This is a genomic window from Gordonia sp. IEGM753 (assembly GCF_050321825.1).
Classification (GTDB): Bacteria; Pseudomonadota; Gammaproteobacteria; order Pseudomonadales; family Pseudomonadaceae; genus Aquipseudomonas.
The window spans coordinates 998441-1015631 of record NZ_JBNQGB010000001.1 but is presented as its reverse complement, the minus strand read 5'-3'; the positions used below and the strand labels follow the sequence as shown (position 1 = coordinate 1015631).

At 54.8% G+C, this 17191-nt stretch carries 25 protein-coding genes; 7 read left to right on the top strand and 18 right to left on the bottom strand.

What is annotated here, in order from left to right:
- Positions 1-20: 20 nt before the first annotated feature.
- The 15 genes from ACQR3R_RS04730 to ACQR3R_RS04660 all read right to left on the bottom strand — a co-directional run bounded on the left by ACQR3R_RS04730 (position 21) and on the right by ACQR3R_RS04660 (position 9641).
- On the bottom strand, positions 21-314 hold the full coding sequence (locus ACQR3R_RS04730) for a hypothetical protein (RefSeq protein ID WP_428270854.1): 294 nt from the start codon (positions 312-314) through the stop codon (positions 21-23).
- Positions 307-648: a hypothetical protein gene (locus ACQR3R_RS04725; RefSeq protein WP_428270853.1), complete on the bottom strand. Its 342-nt coding sequence runs from the start codon at positions 646-648 to the stop codon at positions 307-309. The genes ACQR3R_RS04730 and ACQR3R_RS04725 overlap by 8 nt, the downstream gene beginning before the upstream one ends.
- Positions 648-1778, bottom strand: a complete 1131-nt coding sequence (locus tag ACQR3R_RS04720; RefSeq protein ID WP_428270852.1) for a hypothetical protein — start codon at positions 1776-1778, stop codon at positions 648-650. Before ACQR3R_RS04720 ends, ACQR3R_RS04725 begins: the two co-directional genes overlap by 1 nt.
- Before the next feature lie 24 nt (positions 1779-1802).
- Entirely contained in the window at positions 1803-2480 is a 678-nt protein-coding gene (locus ACQR3R_RS04715; protein WP_428270851.1) for a hypothetical protein, read from the bottom strand.
- On the bottom strand, positions 2481-2804 hold the full coding sequence (locus ACQR3R_RS04710; RefSeq protein WP_428270850.1) for a hypothetical protein: 324 nt from the start codon (positions 2802-2804) through the stop codon (positions 2481-2483).
- 3 nt (positions 2805-2807) lie between these two features.
- The gene (locus ACQR3R_RS04705) at positions 2808-3128 is read right to left on the bottom strand and encodes a phage tail tip fiber protein (protein WP_428272594.1); all 321 of its coding nucleotides are present in this window, start codon (positions 3126-3128) and stop codon (positions 2808-2810) included.
- A 151-nt stretch (positions 3129-3279) separates the two neighbouring features.
- Positions 3280-4374: a hypothetical protein gene (locus tag ACQR3R_RS04700; RefSeq protein WP_428270849.1), complete on the bottom strand. Its 1095-nt coding sequence runs from the start codon at positions 4372-4374 to the stop codon at positions 3280-3282.
- Between the two features lie 376 nt (positions 4375-4750).
- On the bottom strand, positions 4751-5029 hold the full coding sequence (locus tag ACQR3R_RS04695) for a hypothetical protein (protein ID WP_428270848.1): 279 nt from the start codon (positions 5027-5029) through the stop codon (positions 4751-4753).
- A gap of 209 nt (positions 5030-5238) precedes the next feature.
- On the bottom strand, positions 5239-6273 hold the full coding sequence (locus tag ACQR3R_RS04690) for a PDZ domain-containing protein (RefSeq protein ID WP_428270847.1): 1035 nt from the start codon (positions 6271-6273) through the stop codon (positions 5239-5241).
- A gap of 195 nt (positions 6274-6468) precedes the next feature.
- Positions 6469-6849 carry a hypothetical protein gene (locus tag ACQR3R_RS04685; RefSeq protein ID WP_428270846.1) on the bottom strand — a complete coding sequence of 127 codons (381 nt, stop codon included), beginning with the start codon at positions 6847-6849 and terminating at the stop codon, positions 6469-6471.
- A gap of 194 nt (positions 6850-7043) precedes the next feature.
- On the bottom strand, positions 7044-7367 hold the full coding sequence (locus ACQR3R_RS04680; RefSeq protein WP_428270845.1) for an FxLYD domain-containing protein: 324 nt from the start codon (positions 7365-7367) through the stop codon (positions 7044-7046).
- 199 nt (positions 7368-7566) lie between these two features.
- Positions 7567-8334 (bottom strand): recombination protein NinG, encoded by a 768-nt coding sequence (locus tag ACQR3R_RS04675; protein WP_428270844.1) that lies wholly within the window; start codon positions 8332-8334, stop codon positions 7567-7569.
- Entirely contained in the window at positions 8331-8918 is a 588-nt protein-coding gene (locus ACQR3R_RS04670; protein ID WP_428270843.1) for a DUF1367 family protein, read from the bottom strand. Before ACQR3R_RS04670 ends, ACQR3R_RS04675 begins: the two co-directional genes overlap by 4 nt.
- The gene (locus tag ACQR3R_RS04665) at positions 8911-9408 is read right to left on the bottom strand and encodes a hypothetical protein (protein ID WP_428270842.1); all 498 of its coding nucleotides are present in this window, start codon (positions 9406-9408) and stop codon (positions 8911-8913) included. The genes ACQR3R_RS04670 and ACQR3R_RS04665 overlap by 8 nt, the downstream gene beginning before the upstream one ends.
- Positions 9405-9641 carry a hypothetical protein gene (locus ACQR3R_RS04660; protein ID WP_428270841.1) on the bottom strand — a complete coding sequence of 79 codons (237 nt, stop codon included), beginning with the start codon at positions 9639-9641 and terminating at the stop codon, positions 9405-9407. Before ACQR3R_RS04660 ends, ACQR3R_RS04665 begins: the two co-directional genes overlap by 4 nt.
- Positions 9642-9762: 121 nt before the next feature.
- Here ACQR3R_RS04660 and ACQR3R_RS04655 point away from each other — a divergent pair, with 121 nt between their 5' ends.
- The gene (locus tag ACQR3R_RS04655) at positions 9763-10956 is read left to right on the top strand and encodes a hypothetical protein (protein ID WP_428270840.1); all 1194 of its coding nucleotides are present in this window, start codon (positions 9763-9765) and stop codon (positions 10954-10956) included.
- A gap of 122 nt (positions 10957-11078) precedes the next feature.
- On the opposite strand, the gene ACQR3R_RS04650 is transcribed toward ACQR3R_RS04655, so the two are convergent.
- On the bottom strand, positions 11079-11432 hold the full coding sequence (locus ACQR3R_RS04650; RefSeq protein WP_428270839.1) for a hypothetical protein: 354 nt from the start codon (positions 11430-11432) through the stop codon (positions 11079-11081).
- A 178-nt stretch (positions 11433-11610) separates the two neighbouring features.
- On the opposite strand from ACQR3R_RS04650, the gene ACQR3R_RS04645 reads away from it, so the two are divergent.
- From ACQR3R_RS04645 to ACQR3R_RS04635, 3 genes are all read left to right on the top strand, one after another.
- Entirely contained in the window at positions 11611-12195 is a 585-nt protein-coding gene (locus ACQR3R_RS04645; RefSeq protein ID WP_428270838.1) for a hypothetical protein, read from the top strand.
- 144 nt (positions 12196-12339) lie between these two features.
- Complete coding sequence (locus ACQR3R_RS04640; protein ID WP_428270837.1) at positions 12340-12786, top strand: hypothetical protein; 447 nt, start codon at positions 12340-12342, stop codon at positions 12784-12786.
- A gap of 361 nt (positions 12787-13147) precedes the next feature.
- On the top strand, positions 13148-13762 hold the full coding sequence (locus ACQR3R_RS04635; protein WP_428270836.1) for a hypothetical protein: 615 nt from the start codon (positions 13148-13150) through the stop codon (positions 13760-13762).
- Positions 13763-13814: 52 nt separating this feature from the next.
- Here ACQR3R_RS04635 and ACQR3R_RS04630 read toward each other — a convergent pair whose 3' ends face one another.
- Together ACQR3R_RS04630 and ACQR3R_RS04625 are read right to left on the bottom strand one after the other, a co-directional pair.
- Positions 13815-14072 (bottom strand): hypothetical protein, encoded by a 258-nt coding sequence (locus ACQR3R_RS04630; RefSeq protein ID WP_428270835.1) that lies wholly within the window; start codon positions 14070-14072, stop codon positions 13815-13817.
- 308 nt (positions 14073-14380) lie between these two features.
- The gene (locus ACQR3R_RS04625) at positions 14381-14530 is read right to left on the bottom strand and encodes a hypothetical protein (protein WP_428270397.1); all 150 of its coding nucleotides are present in this window, start codon (positions 14528-14530) and stop codon (positions 14381-14383) included.
- Between the two features lie 700 nt (positions 14531-15230).
- Between ACQR3R_RS04625 and ACQR3R_RS04620 the strand changes: the two genes are divergently transcribed.
- The 3 genes from ACQR3R_RS04620 to ACQR3R_RS04610 are packed head-to-tail and all read left to right on the top strand — an operon-like array spanning position 15231 to position 17173.
- Positions 15231-15842, top strand: a complete 612-nt coding sequence (locus ACQR3R_RS04620) for a hypothetical protein (RefSeq protein WP_428270834.1) — start codon at positions 15231-15233, stop codon at positions 15840-15842.
- 37 nt (positions 15843-15879) lie between these two features.
- Complete coding sequence (locus tag ACQR3R_RS04615) at positions 15880-16122, top strand: DUF4224 domain-containing protein (protein WP_428270833.1); 243 nt, start codon at positions 15880-15882, stop codon at positions 16120-16122.
- Between the two features lies 1 nt (position 16123).
- Positions 16124-17173, top strand: a complete 1050-nt coding sequence (locus tag ACQR3R_RS04610) for a tyrosine-type recombinase/integrase (RefSeq protein WP_428270832.1) — start codon at positions 16124-16126, stop codon at positions 17171-17173.
- The last annotated feature ends 18 nt before the right edge of the window (positions 17174-17191 follow it).

Genomic DNA, 17191 nt, shown 5'->3' with positions numbered 1-17191 from the left:
CGACAGGTGCAGATGTTTCGTTAGGACGGGCGGACAGGACGATGAGCGATGTCGGGGAATGATTCGGCACCTTCCTTCCAGTTGCTAACCAGGCCGCGATACTTCAGCCACAACTTGCGAGTGCCTGGCAGCAGGTCGGACGGTGTTTCGTCCGCCTCATCTTCTTCGATGGCTTCAAGCTGACGCGCAATGGCCGCAAGCTCCACGACTCGCCAGGAAAGCTCACCGGCCACCATCTGATCCAAAACCTGCGCAGCTCGATCGGCATCCTTGGCCTCTTTGGTAATCAGCTTGCTCCAGTCGATATTACTCATTGGTAGCTGCCTCTTTGTCCGCCATAAACACGTCCATCGGAATTGGTTGAGGTAATGCGACCGGGCCATCCTGGGCATTCAGTAGCGGCATCGGGAAGCGTTGTTCTGGACTAGCATTGATGGGATTGGGAAACCGCAAGGTGACTTGAATTTGGCCATCTACGCGTTCTACATCTTGGGTAATCCATTCTGAAGTAATCGCGAAAAAAGGCAGTGTGTCACCATCTTTCATAGGCGAGAAGTCGAAGACCTCGCCATTGATTTCAAGCGTGTCACCGTTCTTTTTAACTTCAAGCACTGACTCGCTGCTAAACGGGCTCAACAAAATATTCATTAGAACCACCTCCCTATTGCTGTATAGCTAATCCGATAAACTTGTACGGTTGTCCTTGAAAACAACTCCATCTGATAACAGCGCGGCCACTTACTAACCGTTTGGACGCTGGCGCCCCCGATCCATGCCGTAGTGCCTGCAGCGTCGTCACAGGTAATGGTTATGTTTATTTTTGGAAGGGTGGAAAAAGTTGCAGGCATGTCTTGTGAGGGGACGCCAAGGTTGTTCAAGCCGGGGTTATAAAAACCGCCATTGAGTCCTGTAGTGATAGTTGAATTTATATCAACTAGTCTGGTACACACCATCATCCCGCAGGCGTACTTCCAGAACTCACCATTGGCATTGGTCCCGTATTCCATCAATGCGCCGGTTGGAACTCCCGCCGCTTGGGAAACTGTACCGATGGTGTCTGCCGTAGAAGCAGATTTCAGCCCGAGGCCTGCCCGCGCCAGCGCTTGAGTGTTTCCGCCAGTGCCGCCCTGATTTACCGCCAGAGCCGTTGTTAGGCCAGTAATCGAAGTGATGTCGCTGTTAGCACCCTTCGCTGCCTTGTTGGCCGTGTTCTGCTCAGATATTGCTGCCGCGTTTTTCGACGCGAGCGCTGCAGCGGCCGAGTCTGAAGCATTTGTTGCCGACGTACCTGCCGCATTCTTTAACGCTAATGCCGCGGAGGCTGAATTACCTGCGTTCGTAGCGGATGTACTGGCCGCGTTTTTTGAAGCAAGAGCCGCTTCCGACGACTGGCTGGCATTGCTTTCGGAAGTTGCGGCTGCGTTCTTCGAAGCCGTGGCCGCCGCTGCAGAATCAGCCGCCTCCTGGACACTCTCTTCAAGCCCATCAATCGAATCAGCGATCTGATTAGACGCCTGTCGAAGTGCATCGGCGGTGTCCTTCACGTAGCCCTGAATCGGTATAAGCGCGAAGTGGCCCACTGCGATTGTTGGGCCTTTATACGGAGTAGAGATTGCCAAGGCCGTATCGCTGGCGATGTTCGCTACCTCATACATCTCACCATCAGGCCCGACAAAGGCATCCCCAACCCGCCCATTGAGAATAAACGCGGTGCCTGTACCGATAACTGCATTCGAATTTTGGGCGACAGAAACCGTTCCCGATTTGTACCAGGACATGGATCACTTCCTTTTTGAGTTTGATTAAACGGCGATCTTTGCGAAGACTGCAGGCAGGAAAAAAGCGAATGGGTTTGAGAAGCCGTCAGTCACTGCATAAAGGGTTCCGGTCGAAAAACTCCAAAGGGTTTTGAGCAGTCGACCGGCAGCCGATCCGGTTACCATGTTCATGCCGAAGTTATTGATCAGCAGATATTCGTTTTCTGGAAAGTTGAACGGAACTGTGTAAAAGCTCCGAGTGCTACCGGTCTGCGAGGTCTCGGAACGAACATAGGTCCAATTCTGAAATGCTCTTGTGAACAACGCAGCAGGCGTGCCGGAATCGAACAACAACTTTCCGGCCCCATCCCACAAGCGCATACCATAAGGGGAGACAGGCTGAGCGCCAAACGTGGCCGCAAAGTAGCGGCCGTTAGGCTGATTGGTGTTTACGTCATACGCCCGCACGTAGAACCCCACCCAGTTGCCTGCCGAACCAATTACCTGCATTGCCGTCAGCCCAGCGATCCCGCCAGTATCGGGCCGGCAGAACACCAACGGCGGCTCCTGACTCGTGATGACGCGTGGAAAATAGGTTGTCGATCCAAGCCCGGACTCTTGCGTCGGCGCGTAACGCCCGCTGCAAATAACGCTGAGGCGCGCAAACTCTGAGTCGATCACCACCTGGTTACTGTTGTTGATAAAGGTCAGTCCGTAACTCATTTAGGCAAACCTTATGACCATTAAGCGCATGGTCCCGCTAGTAGCAAGACTGGCTGCGAACGTGCGCGTGTAGTTGTAAACACGTGCAACACCCGACAACATTTCTGTTTCAAATTGCCGCGCGCTGCTTTCGTTATAAGGGCCGACAGGCACCACGATTGCGACTGAGTTCGAAGCATCACTACCTGGCGCCGAAAAATCCTGAGTCGTCTTTCCAGCGGTCGGGAACGTCACAATCGTCGATAACACAACTCGCATGGTGAACGAGTTCTCATCGATCTGGAGCGCACCATCGCCGCCCCAGACCCGCATTCCATAAGCCATGGTTTACCCCAGATATCCAAGCCGCACACGCAGCACATTGTTGGCGTCGTACACCGACACGTTGAGCGAGTTGATGACCAGCCGGCCCTGGCCAGGAACGATGCCGTTGATCTCCAACGTCCCGTCCTTGTTGAGAATCCAGCCCTGCTGGCCGGGGATGTAATTCGTCGAGCTGATGTAGCTGCCAATCTTGGCGTTGGTGATGGTGCCGTCCAATATGAAAGCCGAGTTCAGGAATGCCTGGCCGTTCTGTACAGCGAAGGGGACCGAGGTCGCCCCGCCTGCAATGGTGTTGACGATGGCAAACCGGTCGGCACTTACCAGAAACTGGCTCTGGAGTACTCCGTCGACATTCTCGATGCCTAAGCCGACAGCCGAGAAACCACGCGGTGCTGGCCCGCGCAGACGTCGCGGACGGTCGCCCAGCGTTCCAGCACTTCGATGTAGTCCGCCCGCTTGAAGGAGACGTCGTTGCTCATCGGGCGTATCCCATTCTGATAGAGGTAGCCGGCTTCCTGGCACTCTTCGCCACTGCGAAGTACCGGAAACCGTCGGAGCCGTGAGAGGTCCAGTCATGAAGCGGCCTGTCTTTCCAGCAGCCGCGCTTGTCATCCCATTCCTTGCGGTAGTTCTCGATGCAGTTGATGCCCTGCTCACACTTCGACTCATCAAACACGCAGAGAGGGAGGATTTCCCGGACCTGCTCGATGCCGTCGTTGATGCCGATCTTCGGGACGACCTGAAACGTCATGCAGTACTTCTGTCCGTCGATGTCGTAACCCTCACGGGCCAGTTCGCGGCGGGTCTTGGCATCGCTGCCAAACTCACGGTTGTCGATGTCGTGCGGCCCCCAGTGCTCGGAGTAGGTGTAACCCTTGTCCTTGAGCACCTTCATGTAATGCCGCAGGCCTTCGCCCGAGTTTTCGTAGTAATCGATGACGTGGTATTCGGTGCCAACCTGGCGCACGAACCAAATGGCCGTGGAGTCGCCGACGCCGATGTCCCAGAAGGTCATAACCGGCAGATGGCTGTTGTTCGGAATTACGCCGATACGCTGCTGGGCGTATAGCTTGGTCAGTTGCTGCGCGTAGTAAGCACCCTCGACTGACTGCTGGAAGGCTTCGACCGGTATCGACGGGTATTCCCGCTTCATGTCATCGCCGAGCGTCTTCTCCTTGGCCGCGTACCATGCGCGCTGGCCGTCATTAGCGACGATCCCGTGCTTGGCGTGCAGTTCGTTGAAGTAGTCGGTCAGGCGCTGCGGGATAACCACCTCAGTGGGGTCAAGCCAGTAGGCCTTGTTCTTCCACCAACTGAAGAAAAAGAACTTCCAATCCAGCAGGCCGAGCGGCACACCGGCAAGCTGCTGACGCTCCGCGCTCTGTGAGTAGTCGAAGAAGTAGCCCGCCCTGCCCTCCGCCGTCGATTCAATCGTGACGAAGCAATCGGTGGCGACAGCCTCGAAGGCGCCGGTAACGATCTCTCTGGCCTTGTGGGGAAACTTGGCGCAGATCTTCCCGAACTCGGATACGTGCAGATATCCTCGCCTTCCTTTACGACAACTTCCCAATTCATAAATCAGTGAGCCCTGAGGTTGCTGGGTTAAGCGTCGTCAAACATGGCGAATACGACCCGGCAACCGGGCAGGCTGAGATAGTCTTGGGACAAATAGATCCAGAGACTCAGTTTTTCTACTCCACTCTTGAATGGCTAGCTCAAGCCGGATTCATTTCGCCCAAGCCATCGAACGGTGGTAAACGCAAATATGTACTGACGACGTATGGACTTCAGGCGTTGAAGCATGTCCCAAAACCCAGCCTAGGAACGGAAACCCTTGGTGAAAAACTATCTGCTGCTACGAAATCCGGAGCACGGCACGCAGCATCCGAAGCGTTAAACCAAGCTTTGTCGATAGGCGTTCAGCTCATCACAAAGCAGGTGGGATTTTAAGCCTCTGGACGCATGAACTCACGGCACAGAAACTTCAGTGAAGCGTTGATCTCCTTGATCTCGCTTTGCAACCCAGACTCAGCGGTCTCTATGCTGACCACCTCCAACTCACCAACTCGGCTCTCGTACAGTTCAAGCGTCTCTTGGTTAAGCCGTAGAGCCTCAGAAAGTTGCTTCTCACGGGCCGCTGCATCAGCGTGCAGCTTGGCCACCTTTGCCAGCTTCGCCTCCTGCGCAATGACCGACTCAACGGCCTGGCGGTATTCACTCTTCATGCTCAACTCCAGAACCTGTTGATTTGGATCAGCCCCCACAGCACTCCCAGCCGTAGCGAAGGGTGTGGAGGAGCCGAATACGAAAAAGCCCCGGCGAATGCCGAGGCTTAAAATGTAGAGGCCAGTACTGATGCCAAACTCCACCTAATAACGAACCCTGCCCCACTCATTACATGGTCCATCAGGAAGTTATTGGCTAGGGTGGACGTCTATGTAGGTGGGCCAACTAATACAGGAATATCGATAAAAGCATCCTTGCGCCAGACTTTAAGCAATACATTGGAGCCGATCGAGACCTTGCCCATGGCGATTAAAAATTCAATGTCGTCGCCTACGGAGGTTGAATCGACGCTCACTATCACGTCAGCATATTTCAGACCGGCTTTTTCAGCGTTACCGCCCGGCGCCACCTTTTCTATGGATGTGCCCTTAAGCGGCATGCCGAGGCGCGCGGCTTTCACAGGATCAAGGCTTCCGATAGTGACACCAATTCGTCCTCGGCTAGCAGTGACCAGAGGCGGACAATCTTTACCGCTCAAAACCTGATCGATAGCAGTTTTCTTGCTAGCTCCCCAAACCTGCGTTTCCGGCGTATCTACAGCTAACATTTCATTGCTACGAGCATATGCTTGGCGAAGGTATTCACAGGACTTACCTTTATATTTCTCCGGTGTTTCTTGAGCAATCCACTGGGCAAGCGATGTCTGCGGCAGGCCAGAAACAAGCGATGTTGATCCGAAGCCAGGTGCAAAGCTGGGAGGCGACGTCACAGATGAGGTTTTCGGTTGATCTGCCGTTACAGCGGGCGAACTAGAATTGGCTGAAGGCGCGGCAGCATCGCTGGAGCGAGAACGCGCTGCCGGTGGTAACTTAGACTCGAGTTCTTTTGCCGCCTCGGGATGCTTCGCGACATATTCAACAGCTGATGCCTGGCTGGAAGTGATACCCGCTAGGCAGCCCTGCTCTTGCTCAACCTGTTCGACCGACGCAAGCCGCCAACGCCCTTGTTTTCGTACATAATCAGTGTACTCACCTGTATATGTGATCTCGGAGTCTGCTCGCTCTCGATTAAGGGCAAGCTCAACACAAGTTTTGCCGCGAAAGTTAGCGGGCGCCAAGCCTACGCTTTCTGGCGTTTCATTCTCGGAAGAAGCTTGCGAGATGGCGCCCGCTAAAATGTCAACGCACCCAGAAAGATTGACCATAACCAACGATAATGCAGCGAAACAGACAGTCCTGTTCATATCTCGTCCAGTTAGATACTAAAACGACATCATTATCGAACGACTCGCTATTAGCAATATGGTAGCTGCTATGGTCTTGGGTTCGCGCCTATCAGTGTCCAGGCCTTCCGTGAGGCCGCCCTGGCTGCAGTTACATTTCTTTCGCGCACAAAAAACCCGGCTGAAAGACCGGGTTGATGATGATTCTGCAACAGACTAGAAAAAGATGAAAATGACTGTAACGGCGATGATCAGATAAAAAAGGCACATCCCAAACTGGTTGCGTGGACTGCCGGCGAAATAGATGGACGAGAGAAGGAAAAGCAGAACAGCTCCTGCGATAACCTTCCCGACGATATCTGAAACACCGTGAGAAAGTCCAAAATTTTCCACAGACTTAGTGATATAGCCCATCAGTTTGTAGCACGAGTAGACCAGAATCCCACAGGCTACAATCATAATTTCGCCTGCTGAACCGCCTTCACTTCCTCCCTTCGCGCGTTTACGTCGAATGTCTCTGTCAGCCCATTCCGCCTCTGAAGCTTGAAAGTGTTCATTCCCGTTCAAATCCGTATGCATTTTTTTCTGATCACTCATCGCGCTCATCCATGGGGTAGATAGTTTCAATCCGCAGAATAGTAGCCATTAGCCTGTTAATTTTCCATTACAGTCTTGATGGATGGGGGATCGAAAAAAAGAGCGCAGTGACCAGTTCAACGCTGGGTAGCCAGAACAAGGTGTGCGGTAGAGCCGAAAACGAAAAAGCCCAGCGCGATGGCTGGGCCTGTTAATCAGTACATCTCAACCTTTGAAAGCTTCGCCTTTTCGAACTTTACAGTAGACGGCGCAGAGAACCGCCACGACTCGCCGGGCTCAATGTCCTGACCGCGATTGAGGGCGGTTCCTACAACCTCTCCCTCAGTATTATAAAGTTTGAACGTCACGAACACGTTTTTTAAAGTAGTCCCAGTAGTGTTCTTCAACACACCTTCGACTGCCGTAATCAACCCTTTATTGGTCACGTGCACCTCGGTAAGAGTGACCTTACCGGTAATATCATCCGCGAGCGCCGAGGTAGCGAAAAGAGATAGAGCGAGTGCGATTGCCTTGATCATAAATGGATCCAATGTGATTTCACTAACCTTCGCCACTCTCAATCGTGATGTCAATACAGTGGCCGCAGGAAAAACAGCTTTATCACACTTAATAAGTCAAAAACCCGGCTGAGTGGCGGGGTTCATGGTTTCGTGTGCGTTTCGCGTTACTTGTGCACTATGGGGAAAGTACGCGCAAAATCCCGTCATGTCAATATGATTATGCCGCCTCTTCATCTTTTTCCGAGTGGATCACCTGCCAAATTGGTTGTTGGGCCTGTATATCCACTTCAGCGATCACCTTTTTCAGGGATTCCCACAAATCAAGCCAGTCGCGTGTCCAATTCTTCGGGTCGATGGATACTCCAAAGAACGCGTTCATCTCAGCGGCTACCCGCGCCGGCCCCCACTCAGCCGATCCTGCAACCTCTCCCTTGTACGATTGCAGGGCCAAGGTAACCAAGTACTGCGCCTTTACGCGCTTGGCTGATGTCAGATCTGGCAGCGCAGCCTTCGCGTTAATCAGCAGCACAGCATTCAGCAAGTGCTTCATGTTCATCGCCGGGTGATACAAGTAGTGCCCGAACTGCTGCACCTGAAATGGAAGCGTATCAATGGCCCGCAGTACTTTGCCGATTGTTGCCAAGTGCGCAGCGCGGGCAGTTGACCGGCCGGCAGATGTTCTCCGGGTTTCGCTGATGCTGACGCGCTGCCCTGGGACGGCGAAGCGTGCAGCCTCCTCCCCTTTCTCGCTGCCCAACGCGGGAAACTGATCCGCCCTGCTCTTCAGCTTCTCCTTGCGGACCTTGATCTCTTTGCGCTCGATCTGGGCCAGCGACTTGCGCGCCCTCTCGCGGTTTACGTCTTTGATGGCCAGGCCGCACGTCGGACTGCACACGGCCTGCCCGAGTCGCTGCGGCGGGAAGCTGATCCCGCACGCAGGGTTCTTGCACTTCTTTGGTTTCGGCTTACTCGATCTGAGGCTCATGCATAACTCCCCAACTGATCGGCTGCAGAAAGCGCATCAGCTTCATTCTCAAAGTGGGCAGACAGCACCAGCCGCCAGCAGGCGTTGAAGACGTCGCGGTAAAGCGGTTCGAACGCAGTGTCATCCAGGTTCGCCCAACTGATCGACTTGGCCTCCTTACGGATTCCCTCAGGCGTATGAACCAGGTGAAAGTGGCCGGCCTCGATCGTCACCCACTCACGGAAAGCTTCACGAGACTTGTCCACCGCCGGAAAGCGCTCGGCGCGAGTCGTCTCAAGGCCTGCGACGTACGCCGCGACGGCGTCCGATAGCTGACCAGGCTTTCCGCTCTGCGCTTCGAAGAACTTGGCCAGCCCCTGAATGCCGCGCATCTCCTGGCGCGGGATCAGGCCGCCGACGGGCTCCCAGTATTCCCAGGCCAGATCGAGCATCGAAAAGAACTTTCCGTGGAACTTGCCGTTTCGCATGCGGGTGAACTTGCCGTGAACGATCTGGCCAGCCTTCCACTTCTGGACGGTTTCACGGTCAGCTTCTGTGGCCGGCACCAAGCCTTGGGCGGTGCGGATCAATGCGAGTTCAGCCATGGGGAGCCCTCCTACCCATAACCGCATCGACAGTGATATCCAGCCTCTCGCCAGACGGCAGCATTCCCGGGCCAATAGAGCCGGCGATGCGCTTGTATTCCACCAACCCACAACAATCACGCAGATATCGATACCGTTCGGCATCGTTACGCAGCGCCTCGTTCTCGGCCTTGAGCTGGTCGCGCTCGGTGTGAATTGCCCTGATTGCCGAATCTGGAACGATGGTGTGCGCTTCGAGTTCGCCACTCACCAGCGCCAACAGCGACTGGGCTTCGGTGAAGTACATGTGCCGCTCAGCCTGGTTCTCGTTCTGATCGTGCTCGCCATCCACGAAGCACTTGAGGAGGCCGGACAAGACTTCATTCTCGGCGATCAGGGCCGCGACCGTTTCGGGATCAATCAGCATCACGCGCTTCGAGCCGCATGGAGAAACCCGCTCAAGCTCAATCAGCTCTTCGGCTCTTTGCTTCAGTTCGGTCTTGTCGGTCATACGGAGGCCTCCATGACAATGATCGGGTCGTAGCATTCAGCACAGAACAGAACGCGGGCACGCTTGAACTCGCCAACCATGTTTTGAGCTGCCATACCCTGAGCACGATGTTTTTCAGAGAATTCGCCACCGACCTGGGTCCACTTTCGCTCGAACAATCGGCGCACCTGTGCGACGTATATCCCTCGCGGCGAGTGAATGTGCAAAACAGATCCTTGTGGAATAATGATCATCAAAATCCCTCCTTGCCGCGCTGTGATTCCCACTCGAACGGAATCACGATCACGCCGCCCTCCCGCAGCCGAGTGCATTGACTGGAGCAACCTGGGCAAGACGATCTTCAGGGACAAGCCCATGGCACTGAATACCCGACGCCGGGTGGCCAAAGGCATGTGGCGCCACGTCATTACCAGTGAGAAGCCATTTATTGTGCCGATGCGCGGGACGTCAGAAGCGCATACCAGCACCCACGGCGTGGATGAATCGGTTTCGACCATCAGCGCCGGAGGCACCCATCACGCCCTGGTGCAGCCCGTGGCGGCACCTTTTCTCACCGAATGCGCCAACGGATCATCGCAGCGCAACTTCGACGTGCAAGAGGCGCTCAGGACTCAGGTTGCACAGGTAAAAGGAGGCCACTTCGCTATGGCAGCGTGTCACCTGACCCACCTCACGCACCACGGGGAGCGCAGCGGCTACTCGCCGGACGAGTCTGCGCGCACGGTCACCGGCGCCAATCGCGGCGAGCAGGCCATCGTCTGTGGGCACATGACCGCCTTCGGGCAGAACGCCGTGGGAAGCTCGCCTGATGATCCTACGCAGACTGTGCTGGCAGGTGCGGCGCGCCACGGGATAGTCGCCGCAAACATGGTCACGCTGCGCAAGGGTTCGGTAGGCGCGGATGTTGACGGGCCACTGGCTGTGGTCGCCACCAGTACCGGCCACCACGCGGTGACGGCGGCGTTCTTCGAGCAGGCGAATGGCGGCTTCTACAAAGGTGACGGTCGATCGGCGTATCAACCAACCTCGACCATCTGCCAGTCGGGCGCCAATCAGCGACTGGCCAACGCCTACCTGGTGAAGTACTACGGCAACGAGAAGGACGGTATTTCGCTCACCGAGCCGATGCATACCCTGCCAACGAAAGATCGTGTTGCACTGGTCGAGGTTGTGCAGGTGCCGGACACGCTGACGCCGGAACAGATGGAAGGCGCCCGGCGCTGCGCCGCCTTCATGCACGAACACCTGCCCGAGCACTTTAAGGACCCGGCCGAGATGGTCATGGTCGGCGGCTATGTGCTGGTGGACATCACACTGCGCATGCTGCAACCGCCGGAGCTGAAAGCGGCGCAAGGTTTCCACAAGGACTACATCATCGACCGAGGGCTGTTTGTTGACTCGATAACCGGTGCCGAAGAATGGCGGGACATCAACAAGACAGATCAGGTCCGGCTGATCGGCAACAGCGTCTGTCCGGACGAAGCCGAAGCACTCGTCTCAGCAAACGCCGCCGACATCATCGAACTCTACCAGCGCCTCGCCGCATAACTTACTCCACCGCCCGGGCATGACCCGGCATAGGACGCCCCATCCTCAAAGGTGCTGGTCAATGAGCATTCCGAGCCTGCTCAACCCGACATGAGCGAGCTCGGATGAATTTCGTGCGGAGCCTAGCGGGTGCTCAGGTAAAACAGGCCGCCAACGAATACCACGATGTAAAGCGGCAAACGTATAAACACAGGGATTTTCCAAACCATCAAGCCCCATGCGCCCCAACTGCCGATGAGCACCAGGAACATTTGAAATGCCATCATCGTCTGATTTCTACCTATCGCCTTTGGAATCCCAATAAAGATCCCTAGGGACAGGATCAGCAATGCGATAACGATGAAAATATCAGCGCGGCACAAATTACCCTCATTGAGTCGCTTTTCTTCCTGCACGTATCCAGTGTTGGCTTCCTCGGCGTGTTGCTCACTGCCGTGAATCTTGCCGCGTTGGTCCCGGTATTTGGTGTCGAACACGCGAAATTACTCCTGTAGGTTCATGTCAGTACGCCGACCCGTCTGAATGTATCAGATTATGGCATTCTGCCATGAACCTTAACGAGCGATTTCAGAGACCGCATCTTCTTGGACTAGTTCGGGAACCATGATCTGGCATCGACATTGAAAATCGCCACCTCATAGGCAAGAATGGCGATTGGCTATCGCTCTGATGCAGCCGCATTCAACAGGGAAAAATGGAATGAAGTTAAAGTTTGCTGTAGCTCTGAGCTGCCTGCTCGGCGTTTCAAGTATTGCTTTCGCCAAGCTTGATTTTCAGTATCAAGAACTACCTCGGGATAGATCCAGCAGAGATTATGGCGCTCAAATCAAAACGCTTGATAAAATAATTAGTGGCTATAAGTGGGTTGCAGATTATGGGACTGGCTTCACCATCACGGCAATCCCAAACCCAGTTCCAACTGCGACAAGCGACCGCGCAGTCAACGGATTGTACTTTGGAATGAATAAATACAAATACGACAAAGAACAAGTTCGGATCATGCCATACGAGCTTTACTCACGACAAAGCGAGCGAGTCGGTTATGTTGAGTTTTGGGATGATGAAAGCAAATCAGCAATGCACATTAAAGCTCTTGATAGCGACACACTTGAAGTTTTCACTTATGCAAATGAAAGCAACGAAAAGAATCGCATAATTTACAAAAAAGTAGCGCAGTTCGAAAAGAACCCGCATGCCGATAAGCTGGAAAGCGCGGAAGAAAGCGGCGTATTCCACTGATTTCAGGTTAATAATGGGAGGTACTTTTTACCTCCCAACTTAAAAGCTGGCTCATCCCTGCGCAGATATAATCAAAAGTCACACATCCCTTCTGTAACTTCCTCCCCCTTCAAAGTCAGCCGCTATAGCGGCAAAGGAATCGCTATGCCTGAAGAAATGAAGAAGGCTTGGCCGGAGCACTATCGCTACATCGACACCATTGGGCCCAATGGTCTTGAGGTGCACTGCCTCACCTATAAGGTGATCGGCGAGACAGCCCAGTGCTACTACATCGGCGACAAGCATACCTGCGACCTGGTCAGCGGCCCGCAATACAGCTGGACCACCGAAGCCGTGAAGAAGCGGCGCAATCGCGTACTGAAAGAGGGTGGAAGCTGGGGGCGCCGCTTCGCCTACACCGACAAGGCACTGGCACTGCGCTCTTACAAGGCGCGTAAGTCATGGCAGCTTCGGCATGCGAAATTGGCGACGGAGCGGGCATTGGCGGCTATCGGCTACTTCGGCAACCTTGAAGTTGAAAGCGCGATTCCGGTCGGGGCCGTGACTATACCGAGCGAATACATTCAGGGCTTAGGCTGGGGGGATTACTGATGATCATCTCAGTCTCTGCCCTCGCCTACATGGCTGGCTCATCTACTCGGGGCCACGGTGATGAAGTTAGGAATAGTTGCTCTCCCCGGCCATTAAAACATTGGGGGTAAATGAGCGGGGGAGGCTCATTGGCGGGGAGAGCAGTAGGACATTAGCTCTAATCTATGGGTTTGTCGCATTAGCTCTTGGTTATTGAACAAAAAAAACCGCCTCACCGATCGCATCAGGGACGAACTGATTGAGCTGCAATGGGTGAGGTGGACGATTAAACGTTAGCTGACCTTTTACGCATTGCATGTCACCGCACCAATTTCCCTAACTCCCCCTTCAAAGTCAGCCGCTATAGCGGCAAAGGATTCCCATGTCTGAGATAAAGGAACGGCCGATCTTGTTCTCGGGCCCGATGGTGCGCGCCATCCTGGAAGGCCGGAAGACGGTCACGCGGCGCGCCATCAAAGCCCAGCCACCAGAAGGCCATAAATGGCGAGGCTGGGTTCTCGACAGCACCCGCTCAAAAGATGTCGGCAAAGCAAGCTGGACTGAAGGTGATGGCCCGCTTTCGCGTAATCCGGTGTATGCGCAATGTCCGCATGGCCGGCGTGGCGACCGTCTGTGGGTGCGCGAAACCCATGCCGATATCGGCTGCCGCCTGACCTACCGCGCCGACACCGATGATGGCGCCCACTGCCAAGTCAAGAAGTGGACGCCAGCCATTCACATGTTCCGCCGGCACAGCCGCATCCTGCTGGAGATCACCGACGTGCGTGTCGAACGGTTGCAGGACATCACTTACGAGCAGGCCGCAGCCGAAGGGGTTCACAGAGGTCCGCTGCGTGAATGGTGTGCGAGCGACGAAGGCGGTGCCTGTCACAAGTACCCAGTGCCCGCATTCCGCGACTTATGGCAATCCGTCGGCGGCGACTGGGACGCCAACCCCTGGGTATGGGCCGTCGAGTTCAAGCAGATGAGGCAATGAAGCCCGCCCACCCGTTGTGAATTCCTTTGAGCAGGTATTGATGGGTGAATTGTCAGTCAGCCACTGGACCGAAACTTCCCGCCGCCCGCGCATCAAGAGACGGCATTGGGTCGAGTTCAAGCGCAAGTGCAGGCGCACAGAGAAAAGCGGCCCATTTTTCGTAAGCCAGCTTTTGGCGCTTAACAGCCTGATCCCATGGATAGCCGATCACATCTCGCGCCGACACCAACATCATTAAACGATTGGTAGCTGCGTCAAGTTCAAGCAGGAGGTGATGGGAATGAAAGCGGAACTCATCTAGGTTGCTCATCGGAGCGACACACCTGTACTAGGCCCGGCACCGAATAGAGCCGATTTTCCTTTTGGTGCATTCTGACATTACTCGTATGGTCTGAGTCAATTGGAATGACGATCGACTTCAATTTAAGGAAGCTGACTGCCGATCCACTGCTCAGCGGTTGCCATTGCTTCAGCCAGCGCAGCGGAGTAATCGTCCCAAGCGCCAGCCAATCAACCGCTACAACTCCTAATCGGAATGTGGCGCCATGATCATCCTATTCTATGCCCTCGCCTATATGGCCGGGCTCATCTACAAGGGGCCACTGTAATGCTTACATCTCAAGCATCGTGGTAAACGCTGAGAGTCGGCGATGACGACAGCGGCATTAATTTGCTGGAAGTCAAAGTCAATGCACGTTCGATGCCCCACTCCAGCGCTTGGGTCATAGTTTCATCCACACGATCCTTGTAGTACTCCTCGAACTTCATTGCTCCGGAACCCAAGTAAACACCGATAAAAAGCTGTACTACACCAGTACGGGATGTCCGAACCTGGACGTCGAGCTGACCCCCGTCTTCGAAGATCCCGTCGTGACAACGGGTGTGCAGCGCGCAATCCGACCACTCCCAGAAAACTCGCTGTCGCTGCTTTAGCGGATGCATTTCGTTTCACAGTTATCAAAGGGCTGACTCCCAGTTGTACTCCCTTTCCTGATCAGAAAGCTAAAACAGTCGCAATTACTTTTTCCGCATCTGGCGGAGCGTAGTAGCGGATCGATCTAACCCCCCTTCGACTACGAGCCTGGCGGTGAACCCGTTAAGGCAAATGACTATCAACCCAACGCTCCGCAGCAGACATAGCTTCGTCCAAGGCTGACGGATAATCAGTCCAAGGGCCTGACAGCTCAGCAGCTACTTCGCCCATACCGTCGACCTGCGCAGGCTCAATGATCTTGGCTGATTCGGGCACCAGGTCGTTCGGTCTCTTCCAGATGAACTTGAGGAAAACTGTCTGGCCTCGGTATTCATATGGGATCGGCACATCCAGATTGTGTGACACGTGTACACCGAAGATGTAGCGAATGAACCCTCACTTTTACACCCATTCTGATGCCCAAGGAATCTGGGCAAAAGGCTATTACTCCATTCCCCTACCACCCTGCCGGTGAACGGCGGGCGAGGAATTCTTGTGATCACAATTGAAGAACAAATCGCGATCCTCACAGCGCCGTCGGCTCCTGCGATTGAGGTTGTCTCAATTCCCCGCGCCCTGGCGGAGCAAAGCCTAGCAGCGCTCGAACAAACGGGCGCGTGTTCCAGCAACATCCTCAAACTGCGCGGCATCCTTGCCGAACCTGCCCTGCAACTCTGGGCAATTCACAGCGTAGGGCCAGGAGAAGAATACCCCTGCATGGACAGGGAGGATGCAGAGCGGCGCGCGAAAGAAATTCGTGAATGTGGCGACCAGATGAAAGCCGAGCGTATTGCCCGCGGCGAAAGCGTCGAGATGTGGAGCGACTGGATAACGAACGTAATCCCCTCGCCGTGGGAGCCCGCTGAACACTTCGAAATCATGGCTCAGGAATGGATGGATGATGCCGACAACCTACGCCAGCACGCGATCAGGCTTACAGCCGAGCGCGACGAATTGCTGGCCGACCTTCAGGAGGCTGCCGCTACCCTGCGTCGATACGAGCAGTTGCATCGCGTCAAGGGCACCGCCGAAAGCATGGAGAAAGCCGAGGTCAACGCCAGACTCGCCTCGCGCTTCGAGCAAACGATCGCTAACGCCGCCCAATAACCACCTTCTGCCGCCACGCGCGGCATGGAGCATTGCTATGGAAACTGAAATCCTCTCAGACGAAGAACTGGCAGAACTCACCGGCTATAAAGCCAGGGCCTACCAGCGGCGCTGGCTGGTGGATCGCCAATGGGTCTTTATCGAAAGTCGCGGAAAGCGGCCACTCGTTGGCCGGATGTACGCTCGCATGAAACTGGGCATCATCTCGCCGACCATTGCTGATCCAAACCCTCCGCCGGCTGAGCCGGTATGGACGCCTGATTTCTCGCGAGTGAACTGATATGCGCCCCCGCAAGGCCGAAACACGCAATTTACCGCCTCGGATGTACCAGTGGACGCGGCCACGAAAAAGCGGAAAGGACTGGATCGCCTACTACTACCTGGACCTTACCGGCAAGGCGATCCCTCTGGGTAAAGATCTAGACTTGGCCAGGATCAAATGGGCAGAGCTCGAAGCCAAGGAAAAACCACTCGACCTGCGCACCATGAAAGGGATCTTCGACAGGTACATTAGAGACATCGTGTCTAAGAAAGCGCCGCGCACTCAGCGGGACAACCTGTCGGAGATTAAACAACTTCGACCGATGTTCGACAGCGCCCCCATTGACTCGATCACGCCGGCGACGATTGCCGGCTACCGAGATGCGCGATCTGCGAAAGTCCGAGCGAACCGCGAGATCGCGACGCTATCCCATGTTTTCAACATTGCACGAGAGTGGGGCCTGACGATTAAAGAAAATCCCTGCCAGGGTGTGCGCAAAAACAAGGAAACGCCGCGGGACTATTACGCAAATGATGTGGTTTGGGATGCCGTTTACAAGAAGGCTGCTCAAGAGCTGAAAGACGCGATGGACCTTGCTTATCTGACCGGGCAACGTCCGGCAGATGTTTTGGTCATGCGAAAGGATGATGTTGAGGGCGGCTATCTGAGGGTGCAGCAGAACAAGACTCACAAGAAGCTTCGTATACAGATGACCACCGGGACCGAAGCAAACAGCCTCGGCCGTCTGATTGCTGAAATCTCAGCGCGCAACGCTCATCACGTTTCGAACTATTTGATTGTTAGCAAGCACGGGAAGCGGATGAGCGCGACGATGCTGAGAAAACGTTGGGACCTGGCGCGCGAGAAAGCAAAGTTGGCCGCGATTGAAATCGGCGACGAGTTACTCGCTACCAAAATCAGTGGATTCCAGTTCCGTGATATCAGGCCAAAAGCCGCTTCTGAAATCCTTGACGTCGGTGACGCAAGCTTGCTCTTGGGTCACACCAAAGGCGATATCACCGAGCGTGTTTACCGTCGAATTGGGGCCATCGCGAAGCCGTCAAAATAGGCGGAAAAAGCGTTATAA

What these genes read in the sequence shown, in the direction of transcription:
- ACQR3R_RS04730 (WP_428270854.1), bottom strand. Translation starts at nt 314, where the DNA reads ATGAGTAATATCGACTGGAGCAAGCTGATTACCAAAGAGGCCAAGGAT.
- ACQR3R_RS04725 (WP_428270853.1), bottom strand. Translation starts at nt 648, where the DNA reads ATGAATATTTTGTTGAGCCCGTTTAGCAGCGAGTCAGTGCTTGAAGTT.
- ACQR3R_RS04720 (WP_428270852.1), bottom strand. Translation starts at nt 1,778, where the DNA reads ATGTCCTGGTACAAATCGGGAACGGTTTCTGTCGCCCAAAATTCGAAT.
- ACQR3R_RS04715 (WP_428270851.1), bottom strand. Translation starts at nt 2,480, where the DNA reads ATGAGTTACGGACTGACCTTTATCAACAACAGTAACCAGGTGGTGATC.
- ACQR3R_RS04710 (WP_428270850.1), bottom strand. Translation starts at nt 2,804, where the DNA reads ATGGCTTATGGAATGCGGGTCTGGGGCGGCGATGGTGCGCTCCAGATC.
- ACQR3R_RS04695 (WP_428270848.1), bottom strand. Translation starts at nt 5,029, where the DNA reads ATGAAGAGTGAATACCGCCAGGCCGTTGAGTCGGTCATTGCGCAGGAG.
- ACQR3R_RS04690 (WP_428270847.1), bottom strand. Translation starts at nt 6,273, where the DNA reads ATGAACAGGACTGTCTGTTTCGCTGCATTATCGTTGGTTATGGTCAAT.
- ACQR3R_RS04685 (WP_428270846.1), bottom strand. Translation starts at nt 6,849, where the DNA reads ATGAGTGATCAGAAAAAAATGCATACGGATTTGAACGGGAATGAACAC.
- ACQR3R_RS04680 (WP_428270845.1), bottom strand. Translation starts at nt 7,367, where the DNA reads ATGATCAAGGCAATCGCACTCGCTCTATCTCTTTTCGCTACCTCGGCG.
- ACQR3R_RS04675 (WP_428270844.1), bottom strand. Translation starts at nt 8,334, where the DNA reads ATGAGCCTCAGATCGAGTAAGCCGAAACCAAAGAAGTGCAAGAACCCT.
- ACQR3R_RS04670 (WP_428270843.1), bottom strand. Translation starts at nt 8,918, where the DNA reads ATGGCTGAACTCGCATTGATCCGCACCGCCCAAGGCTTGGTGCCGGCC.
- ACQR3R_RS04665 (WP_428270842.1), bottom strand. Translation starts at nt 9,408, where the DNA reads ATGACCGACAAGACCGAACTGAAGCAAAGAGCCGAAGAGCTGATTGAG.
- ACQR3R_RS04660 (WP_428270841.1), bottom strand. Translation starts at nt 9,641, where the DNA reads ATGATCATTATTCCACAAGGATCTGTTTTGCACATTCACTCGCCGCGA.
- ACQR3R_RS04655 (WP_428270840.1), top strand. Translation starts at nt 9,763, where the DNA reads ATGGCACTGAATACCCGACGCCGGGTGGCCAAAGGCATGTGGCGCCAC.
- ACQR3R_RS04640 (WP_428270837.1), top strand. Translation starts at nt 12,340, where the DNA reads ATGCCTGAAGAAATGAAGAAGGCTTGGCCGGAGCACTATCGCTACATC.
- ACQR3R_RS04635 (WP_428270836.1), top strand. Translation starts at nt 13,148, where the DNA reads ATGTCTGAGATAAAGGAACGGCCGATCTTGTTCTCGGGCCCGATGGTG.
- ACQR3R_RS04630 (WP_428270835.1), bottom strand. Translation starts at nt 14,072, where the DNA reads ATGAGCAACCTAGATGAGTTCCGCTTTCATTCCCATCACCTCCTGCTT.
- ACQR3R_RS04625 (WP_428270397.1), bottom strand. Translation starts at nt 14,530, where the DNA reads ATGAAGTTCGAGGAGTACTACAAGGATCGTGTGGATGAAACTATGACC.
- ACQR3R_RS04615 (WP_428270833.1), top strand. Translation starts at nt 15,880, where the DNA reads ATGGAAACTGAAATCCTCTCAGACGAAGAACTGGCAGAACTCACCGGC.
- ACQR3R_RS04610 (WP_428270832.1), top strand. Translation starts at nt 16,124, where the DNA reads ATGCGCCCCCGCAAGGCCGAAACACGCAATTTACCGCCTCGGATGTAC.